The following is an 8,576-nucleotide window of genomic DNA, read 5'->3' as shown; positions in this document are numbered from 1 at the left end:
TGACAAACAAGCGAAACGTGCTCGATTCGCCGACAGCCCCATTACGGCATCTTTTTCTTTTCCGCTTGGCGGATGAATCGAGGCCGAAGGCGCCCTACCCGAACAGCCCTTTGGGTCTGTAATTCGGGTTGGGGATGGTTTCGATCCAGCCGCCTTGCTCTTTGATGCTCTCGAGCGCTGCCGAGAGCGGATAAGCGCCCTCGGCAGCGCTCCACCAATAGGCACCGCGCTTGAAGGTGATGATCTTGCGGCGGCCGTCGTTGAAGCAGGCCACCCGCAGCGTTTTGGGTTCCTTACGTGACATGGGTGTCTCCGTTCTCCGTGCGGTCAGGCGGCCTCGGCACTGCGACCTGCCCTGCCCACCTCCGATCTGGCGATCAGATAATCACAGGCGCGCTGCGCGTCCGCGGCGTGCCGGAAGATCGCGCCCTTGTCCGACCGAAGGACCCGCAACCAGTTGTGCAGGTAGGCGGCATTCATCTCGAGCGTATGCGCCGTGAAGCCGAGCGTCTGACCCAGGAACACCGAGGTCAATTCCGCGACGATCTCCTCGCGCGCATAGGACGTGTTGCCAAACTTCGAGAACCCGAAATCACGGTTCAGTCGATGGGGGGCCTTCGTGGCATGGGCCAGCTCGTGGGCCCAGACCCCGTAGAAATTGCGCGGGTCCTGGAACCGCGTGATGGACGGCATGTAGACCTTGTCCACGGGCGGCAAATAGTACGCCTCCGTCCCCGTGAAGACAGTCGTGATGTCGATGGCATCGAAAAACGCCTGCATATGCGGGATGGGCTCGGAAGGAGGATGCTCGGGCGCTGGCTCCGGGTCGGGGAAGAAGCTGTCGGGCAAGCCCTCGATCTGGCAGGCATTGAACACGCGGTAAGATTTCTGGAAGCGGAAGATGCGGGCTTCCTCGGAGCGATCATCGCCATCGCTGCGGTCGTCCTCGCCGCCCGCGTCTTTCCGGCTTTGACCGTAATAGACGACGACAGAGGACTTCTCGCCCTTGCGGACGTGCGCGTCCAACGCATTGGCTTGCGGCAACGTCATCCAGAAGGGAGAGCTGTGGCCCGCCATCACGGTCCGCATCGTCAGCAGAAAGTTGTTGACCCCCTGGTAGGGTTCACCGCCCACGCGTAGGGGACGAGAGCTGCCACCTGCGGTCCAGGGCTTGCGCCACGGCAGGACGCCGCGCTCGATGATGCGGATGATTTCGTTTGTGATGACCTCGGAGGCATCGAATTTGGGCGTGCGGGATCGGGCCATGGCTGGCCTCCTTTCGAGTTTTGGTGAGAGTAAATGGTGATCAGGCTGACTGATGGGACCGCGGATCGTTGAGGATCCTCGCGCCGAGCCCTTCGACCATGTCGATGTAGGTGGTCAGCGAGACGGACTTGCCGGAACCCGAAGGTTCAGGGTCGCCCGATCCGTCCCGCGCCACCCGCGGCAAGTTCGCGAAGGCGATGACATCGGTGACGGGTCGGATATCGATGAACGGGGTCCCTCGTGCGACCGCAAGAGTGGCCAAGGGAAAGCGCTCGATCGGCGCGAAGGTCGAAACGGTGGTCCAGCCGAGATGGATGAATGTCCCGCCCTCTCCGCAGATCACATGCGCGTTTGGCAATAACGCCAACTGCTTCAGATAGCCGAGGTCACGCAGGACAGTCTCGCGCTCGCGCCGTTGTGCCTGCCCCGTCTGGCCGGTTCGGCGTAGTTCCTTGTGTCGCCACCACGAGGCAGCGGTGGCGCGTAACACGCGCAAGACACCTGTTTGCATGGGAATGCCCTTCATCAGGAACGGCAGACCGGAATCCGGCCCGGACCCATCTGAGGGACCCCAAAGGCCCTCATCCGTCAGTCACAAAACCCGAAGGACACTTTCACTTTCCCCTGGCCCTTTGGGGACACAACAAAACTGAAAGCCCGGCACATCTGCCGAAGCCATTGATTTCATACAGCAATTCCAGATCGGCAACCAAGATCGGCAACGCATATCGGCAAAACCTTGATTGAAAGTACGAAATGTGTATATTTTTCAATTACTTTGCAAACATGGAAGATCGGCAAAATGCTGGAAACACCCGCCAGGATCGAACCCTGCTTCTTCGAGGAGCATATTCCTACAGAACTGGCAGACCTTTCGGTCGACATCCAGAGGGAAGCCACCGGGCTGGGACAAGGGTTGCATCCTGACAGCGCAGCCGAACTTGCCGATCTCGTCCGTGTGATGAACTGCTACTACTCCAACCTGATCGAAGGACACAACACGCGCCCCCGCGACATCGAAAGGGCGCTGGCTGGTGCCGAGCTTGAGGAAGACACCCGCCCTCTCGCCCTTGAGGCCCGGGCACACGTCATCGTTCAACGGGCCATCGATGAGATGCATCGCATAGGCACCCTGCCCCGCCCCACATCCGTCGAATTCCTGACTTGGGTCCATAAGAGCTTCTACGACGAGATGCCGGATGAGTTTCGGGTCATCGAACATCCCGACGGCACACAAGAGCCCATCGTTTCGGGACGCATGCGCCAGGATGACGATCGGGAAGTTGCGGTCGGGCGCCACCTACCTCCTTCATCGTCGCGCGTCGCGGCATTCATGGACCATTTCGACAAACGGTTTCAGATTGCGGCGCGGTCTTCGAGCGGACGGATCATCGCGATCGCGTCTGCACATCACCGGCTGAACTACATCCACCCTTTCCCGGATGGTAACGGCCGTGTCAGTAGACTGATGTCTCATGCCATGGCCCTCACAGCGGGGATTGGTGGCCAAGGGCTCTGGTCCGTATCACGTGGGCTGGCCCGCGGGCTGACCGATCGGGGCGAGTACAAACGGATGATGGATCTGGCCGACAGTCCACGCCGCGGAGACCGCGACGGACGGGGAAACCTGTCAGAAGCGGCACTGAAGACGTTTAGTGAATGGTTCCTAAAGGTGACGCTCGACCAGATCACCTTCTCAGCAAGATTGTTCGATCTCGGCGGACTGGACCAACGGTATCGTCGTCTTGTTGCAGATACCATCGATGACAAGCGAGCGCCGGAACTAATCTCGGCGGTTCTTCGGCATGGGGCACTGGAACGTGGTGACGCGCAGATTGTGCTCAAGACGTCCGAGCGTACGGCACGCAATACGCTGAGCAAACTCACCGCCGCCGGATACCTGACTTCCGCCTCGCCGAAGACGCCAGTTCGGTTGGCGTTTCCGTTGGATTATCGAGAGCGGCTCTTTCCGAACCTGTTTGGAGATGGCGACCTCCCACAATAACTCTAGGGATTTAGGGTGTAATGCCTGACCGCCGATTTCTTTCATGGGTGGCGAGATTTCCATCAAGGGTCGCTCGTGTGGCACCTGTCCACCGCGGTGGACATCTGCTGGTCTGAGGTAAACTGAACAACCACCACGCGCCGCTAGGAGCGTTTGGACAGTTGTGGCTGCCATAAGCGCCGCTTCCCGTTTGAAGTCCACCGCGGTGGACATTAGACAGTTCGCTCATTGGTTTCGGACAGTCGCTTGATCAAAGCTAGTGGATCAAATTGGTTTTGCCTTTGACCCAGGGTGATACTGTGAAAATACGCCCCGAAATCCCTGATGCGTTTTCCAAGCTGTAGCATGATGAAGATCGCGCATGACGCTTTCTGAACTCCTATAGCACTCTTGGCTTTCTCGAATGTTTCTGGATGAATGCCCATCATGGGTGCAAGTGTTCGAGCATGCTTTTCAATGTCCAACCAGTTTCTAAGTCTCTCTGTGGAGAAGGATGTTGCCTGATCGCAGACTGAGGTCAGCAAGTGTGGCTTCAGTTCTTCATCGGCTACGTCGTTATCTAAATCTTTTTTTTCTTTTTTAGACTTAGATTGGTGCCGGACAGTTTGTCCGTCATTGGCGGGCAATTCCATAGTTTCTGGTGGGTCATCTGGGGTAGATAAACTCTGGCATTCTGCATCTGTACTGGCGAGCAGAGCGTGGTATTCGGGGAGGCTTAGCTTCCTGCGTAGAGCTCTCCGTGCGTAGTTGATGAATGCGTTGCTGGGATCGTACTCTTCCAAATGGGCGAGCTTTGTAAGGATCTGTTTGCGGACAAATATCCGATCACGCCGGTTATTCTCCATCTCTTGCGCGATGGCGATAAGCTCGCTTGCACGTTGGAGCAGGGGGGCGAGCGACAATCCATAACTGATGCACTCCCCGCCGGACGAGCGAACGCGGTAGCGCTTTCGGTTCGAGCTGTCATTGCGCTTGATGAATCCGAGTTCAACGAAACGGTTGATGTGCCTGCGGAGTGTCCGTTCGTCAATTCCACCAACGCGCCGGCAGATTGAATTGTTCGACGCAAAAACCGTTTCGCCATGGCCAGGCTTCAGGAAACTGAGCATGGCTTGAAGTGTCTGTATGTGGCCAGGACGTAGACCAAACACGCTGCGGGCATCTCTCAGAGCCCTGAAGATGGTCCAGACGTCGGTTTCGGATGGGGGAAATGAGCCGCGGGTTGCATCAGCACCTGCGGCATCGATCGACAGTTTTGTAAATGCCATGGTTTGTTCACGATGACCGTTCGGCCCACAGCTTCCCTGTCTCCTCCCAAGATTTTATCTGGGAAAAGGCAATAAAAATCGGTTCACCGAATCGGTGACTCTTGACCGGTTTGCTGGAGGTTGCTACATCATGAGTGCAAATCGAATGATGAGGGCTCTCCAGGGGAAACTTTGGGGGGCTCTTTTCTTTCTGGTCTTCGCTTTTCTCCTTTGCTCGGGTTCCTCTATGTGGCCTGGGTTAGGACCCAGAGCCGCTCTCATTCCGCCACTCATCGAAGAGTTGCAAAAGCGTAGCTTCCGCACGCTCCTCGAGCCACTGGCCGAATTCCGGGTTGTCCTTTTTGGCTATCTTGATGGCGACCGCTTTCTGATCGACTGTCAGCGTTCCGACAGTGTCGCCGCTCTCATTCTTGACGAGGGACGTCACGCCGCGACTGGTCGGTTTCTTGTCTGCACGAGCCTTGTGCGAGCAAGCAGAATAGACCGCCTGAAACCTCTCGGGGCTTGGAGTGTCGTCGGGCAGGGCGGCGATCACCTCTTTGGCCGAATTCACCAAGTCTACCTTTTCCGATAGGGCCACTAAATCACCCCACTGCCGTCTTCCGATGCCATGTGCCGGCCCGATAAGCTGAACAAGCCCATCAGGCAGTTGATCGATAACGACCCGGTGGTTGGACACGCCTTGCCGGGTTAATCCCAAAGCATCCTGAATGACGCCGGGTTTATATCCAATTTCCTGCATCTCTTTGATAAACAAAGATTTTTCTATGAAAGACGGATCAAGTCGAAGGTTGTTCTCTTGACCCTGTGCGATAAGCGAGGCGTCGTCGTCCAATGTGCGAACGATTGCCTTGACCGTTCCTCCGATCTTGCGGATCGCCGCCAGTCTACGGCGACCGTAGATGATGCGGTATCTGTCGGGTTGGCCCGATGGGCGGACCATGATCGGCACTTGTTGGCCATGCTTGCGAATGCTCTCGGCAAGCTCGTCGATACTCGTATCTTCCAGCACCAACCGATCGCGAAGGCCATCCATGTCAATCTGATCGGGTTCGATGTCCCGGATCGAATTGGCCGTGATTTCGCGCAAGGAGTCCCGCAATCCGCCAACAGAGCCGGGCAGCTTTGCAGCCTTTTGCAGGGTAGGGGAGGGAGCCGCGCTCTCTTTTTCGTCCTTCGGAGGTTGGTTGAAAATGTTTCTGGCCATCAGCGACGCCCCCATGCCATTTGGATCGTCTGCTCCAGTTCATCGGCAACGCCGTTCACGCTGGTCAGAGCACGATCAATCGTTTTCCTGATGAACTGGCCGGGATCAACTTCGTAGACGGTTTGCTGGGTCATTCCGGCGTCAGAGATTGCGGTAGACTTCAGCATGGGTTCAGTCATGACCTGGCCGGCGAGAATTGATCTCAGGTAGCCAGCCATTTGGGTCTGTGGCCCGTCTGATGGCTCATACCTTGTGATCAGGAATTTGACGAAATCCCATGTCACACGCCGTCCAATCGCTTCTTCCACGGCCTTTACCGTTTCTGACGCAAGTTTCAGGAATTGGCTCATGGAAGCGATGTCGAGCATGCCTGGCACGACGGTTACCAGGAGCCCCGTAGACGCCGCCAATGCCGTGAGAGTCAGAAAGCCGAGTTGAGGAGGGCAGTCGATCAATACGATGTCGTAATCTGCCTCTACCTCCTCGAGCGTTAAGGCGAGCCGCTCCGCAAAAATGGGCTGCATCCGACGGGCGAGCGCGTTTGCTGTCTCGGTTTCGTACTCCGAGAGCATCAAGCCCGCCGGAACCATGTCGAGTTTGTGAAAGTAGGTCTTTTGGATCACGTCAGAGAGCGGAACCTGATCCTCATATCTCAAAGCATCATAGATTGTTCCGCCCTCGGCGAACTCGAGCTCAGGCCGAAAGCCGAAAAATGTGGTCAAACTTGCTTGCGGATCGAGATCCAGGACCAAAACACGGTAGCCGCGCAAGGCATAACGCTGTGCAAGATGTATAGTCGCTGTTGTTTTCGACGAACCACCTTTGAAATTGACGACCGATAGCACCTGAAGTCGGTCGCCAACGCGTCGACCTGGCCGATACGATTCGGCGTTCTTTCCTGTGCGCTCCAAGATGTTACGCAATTCGTCCACTTCTTGGGCTGTGTAGAATCGGTGCCCGCGGTTATCAGTATGCACTTCCGGGAAGCTACCGTCCTTGTGCCGGTTGCGCAGGTTAGACGTGCTTACGCGCAGGAGACCGGCAACTTCGGTCGAGCTGAAACGGCGCAAGGCTTTACGCTCTTCGGGTTCGAAGGCGATCTTCATCTGCCGATCCAATGACTCGGCCAGATTGTCGGCAAACGTGCCGATGTCAGAAGAGCCTATGCCTTGCGCATATCCAACGTTTCGATCATCCATATCCTGCCGCCCGCTCTTGGCCCCTGTTAAGGCTCTTGATCATTTTGACGACGCACAACGTGTCTGACGCAATTTGCCGTCAGAATGGGAATGCCACGATCCAGCGAGTCCGGCAAGAAGAATCTAGATGTAGTGCAAAAGTTATCCACAGCACCTATAGGTGTTGCCGCGTAAAGAACTCAGCAAGTCATTGATATAGATATATTAAATGTAGATCTAACCGAATCGAGCCGCTACTCTGTTGAGTTGGCACAATAGCAGCTAACCCCAAACAACTAATGGCACTTTCTGCCTCCTGCGGAGTTTTCTCCCGGTGAAATTTTTTGGATTCGGGTCAGAAGCTACACCTGATCTTGGCTCGATTCGTACGGCATGAGGCCAAGTCGTTCCGCCCGCTCCAGCAGCATCTTCACCGACGAAGGCTGCCAGCTTGTCCGCCCGCGCGGCGTGCGTTCGCGCATCGCCTGCAGCCGATCACAAATTGCCTGAAGCGTGATGTCGGGATCTGCGCCCTTGATGCCAGCAACAATGGCGGGCAGGCGGTCGTCGGTTTCGCGGTGCCCGGCGCGGGTCAGCACCTCGGTAGGCAGGAAGCCGTCGCGGACATAGGCCTTCACAGCGCGTAGCAGGCGGCTTTGGGTCCAGCGACGCGCCTCGGGCAAGGGGCCGTTGATGATGCGCACCACGTCTTCCCAAGCCAAGTCGGGGCGCAGACGGCGCACATGGGGCACCCAGTCTTGTGCCGTTTCGTTCAGGCGCTCCATGTAGCCATCCTGTCGCGCCAGTCGAACTTTGCGAAGAGCAACAGGGTCTTTGGCCCGCAGTCCGGGGTTGCCGCCCACGCGGCCCTTTGTACGCGCGCTCGCAAGCCCGGCCTTGGTGCGCTCGCGGATCAGGGCGCGCTCGAACTCGGCCGCGGCCCCCAGAACCTGCAGCGTGAACTTACCTTGCGGCGATGCAGTGTCGATCGGGTCCTGGATCGAGCGAAAGAACGCACCCTTGGCCTCCAACTGCTCGATCACCTCGAGAAGGTGCGACAAAGACCGTGCAAGGCGGTCGATGCGCACGACCACCAGCGTATCGCCCTTGCCGATGCGCTCCAGCACGCGCGCCAGCACCGGCCGCGCGCGGTCGCCGCCCGAGGCGTGTTCCTCGAAGATTTCGACGCATCCCGCGGTTTGCAGGGCCTCAGACTGGGGCAGGGGGGTCTGATCGTCTGTGGAGACGCGGGCATAGCCTATGAAGGGCATAAAAACGGGCCGTTTGCAGTTTAGGATACCGCTACTAAACGACCGTTTGTAAGCGAATGCAAGTGCCGGCTCTGTGGGGCTGTTCAGTCCAAAGCCCTTGGTTCCCTTACGCTGAGCGCGATCAGCGAGCTCTCGCAGACCATTGCGCGCACGTGCTATATAAAGTGTGCAGGCGCACCCTGACAAAACCCTTGGGTAAAATGCAAAAATGCCATATTTTGCACATATGGAGCCTCAAGCATGTATAAAGTATAATATTTTTGATGATCCTCTTGAGGATGCGGAGGAGCTTGAAGAGACTTCTGAGGACGACCTGTGGTTCCTGCCCGGTCCGATGGAAGAGGAGCCGCATTATCTGCCGCCCGGACCTAGGGCCGAAGT

At 57.2% G+C, this 8,576-nt stretch carries 8 protein-coding genes; 1 reads left to right on the top strand and 7 read right to left on the bottom strand.

What is annotated here, in order from left to right; translation table 11 throughout:
- Nucleotides 1-94 precede the first annotated feature (94 nt).
- From H1S03_RS17050 to H1S03_RS17040, 3 genes are read right to left on the bottom strand one after another with little or no spacing between them, the layout of a single operon-like run.
- A complete protein-coding gene (locus H1S03_RS17050; RefSeq protein WP_005617043.1) occupies nucleotides 95-304 on the bottom strand; it encodes a DUF6330 family protein in 210 nt (69 codons plus the stop codon).
- A gap of 23 nt (nucleotides 305-327) precedes the next feature.
- Nucleotides 328-1,266 carry an ArdC family protein gene (locus tag H1S03_RS17045; RefSeq protein ID WP_185805279.1) on the bottom strand — a complete coding sequence of 313 codons (939 nt, stop codon included), beginning with the start codon at nucleotides 1,264-1,266 and terminating at the stop codon, nucleotides 328-330.
- A gap of 40 nt (nucleotides 1,267-1,306) precedes the next feature.
- Nucleotides 1,307-1,792 carry a hypothetical protein gene (locus tag H1S03_RS17040; protein WP_185805278.1) on the bottom strand — a complete coding sequence of 162 codons (486 nt, stop codon included), beginning with the start codon at nucleotides 1,790-1,792 and terminating at the stop codon, nucleotides 1,307-1,309.
- A gap of 276 nt (nucleotides 1,793-2,068) precedes the next feature.
- On the opposite strand from H1S03_RS17040, the gene H1S03_RS17035 reads away from it, so the two are divergent.
- Nucleotides 2,069-3,271: a Fic family protein gene (locus H1S03_RS17035; RefSeq protein WP_185805280.1), complete on the top strand. Its 1,203-nt coding sequence runs from the start codon at nucleotides 2,069-2,071 to the stop codon at nucleotides 3,269-3,271.
- 212 nt (nucleotides 3,272-3,483) lie between these two features.
- On the opposite strand, the gene repC is transcribed toward H1S03_RS17035, so the two are convergent.
- The 4 genes from repC to H1S03_RS17015 form a co-directional block, all read right to left on the bottom strand.
- Nucleotides 3,484-4,539, bottom strand: coding sequence for a plasmid replication protein RepC (gene repC / locus H1S03_RS17030; protein WP_185805277.1), 1,056 nt, complete (start codon nucleotides 4,537-4,539; stop codon nucleotides 3,484-3,486).
- 238 nt (nucleotides 4,540-4,777) lie between these two features.
- Nucleotides 4,778-5,746, bottom strand: a complete 969-nt coding sequence (repB, locus tag H1S03_RS17025) for a plasmid partitioning protein RepB (protein ID WP_245897673.1) — start codon at nucleotides 5,744-5,746, stop codon at nucleotides 4,778-4,780.
- Nucleotides 5,746-6,945: a plasmid partitioning protein RepA gene (repA, locus tag H1S03_RS17020; protein WP_057821949.1), complete on the bottom strand. Its 1,200-nt coding sequence runs from the start codon at nucleotides 6,943-6,945 to the stop codon at nucleotides 5,746-5,748. The genes repB and repA overlap by 1 nt, the downstream gene beginning before the upstream one ends.
- Before the next feature lie 341 nt (nucleotides 6,946-7,286).
- A complete protein-coding gene (locus tag H1S03_RS17015) occupies nucleotides 7,287-8,195 on the bottom strand; it encodes a recombinase family protein (RefSeq protein ID WP_185805276.1) in 909 nt (302 codons plus the stop codon).
- Nucleotides 8,196-8,576 lie beyond the last annotated feature (381 nt).

The sequence above is a fragment of the Pontivivens nitratireducens genome, assembly GCF_014235845.1.
GTDB lineage: Bacteria > Pseudomonadota > Alphaproteobacteria > Rhodobacterales > Rhodobacteraceae > Pontivivens > Pontivivens nitratireducens.
Note: the sequence above shows the minus strand (reverse complement) of the source record. Positions and strands in the feature narration are given on the sequence as shown.

Bases quoted from the DNA above. Each gene is read 5' to 3' on its own strand.
- repC (WP_185805277.1), bottom strand. From the start codon at position 4,539: ATGGCATTTACAAAACTGTCGATCGATGCCGCAGGTGCTGATGCAACC.
- H1S03_RS17040 (WP_185805278.1), bottom strand. From the start codon at position 1,792: ATGAAGGGCATTCCCATGCAAACAGGTGTCTTGCGCGTGTTACGCGCC.
- H1S03_RS17035 (WP_185805280.1), top strand. From the start codon at position 2,069: ATGCTGGAAACACCCGCCAGGATCGAACCCTGCTTCTTCGAGGAGCAT.
- H1S03_RS17050 (WP_005617043.1), bottom strand. From the start codon at position 304: ATGTCACGTAAGGAACCCAAAACGCTGCGGGTGGCCTGCTTCAACGAC.
- repB (WP_245897673.1), bottom strand. From the start codon at position 5,746: ATGGCCAGAAACATTTTCAACCAACCTCCGAAGGACGAAAAAGAGAGC.
- H1S03_RS17015 (WP_185805276.1), bottom strand. From the start codon at position 8,195: ATGCCCTTCATAGGCTATGCCCGCGTCTCCACAGACGATCAGACCCCC.
- H1S03_RS17045 (WP_185805279.1), bottom strand. From the start codon at position 1,266: ATGGCCCGATCCCGCACGCCCAAATTCGATGCCTCCGAGGTCATCACA.
- repA (WP_057821949.1), bottom strand. From the start codon at position 6,945: ATGGATGATCGAAACGTTGGATATGCGCAAGGCATAGGCTCTTCTGAC.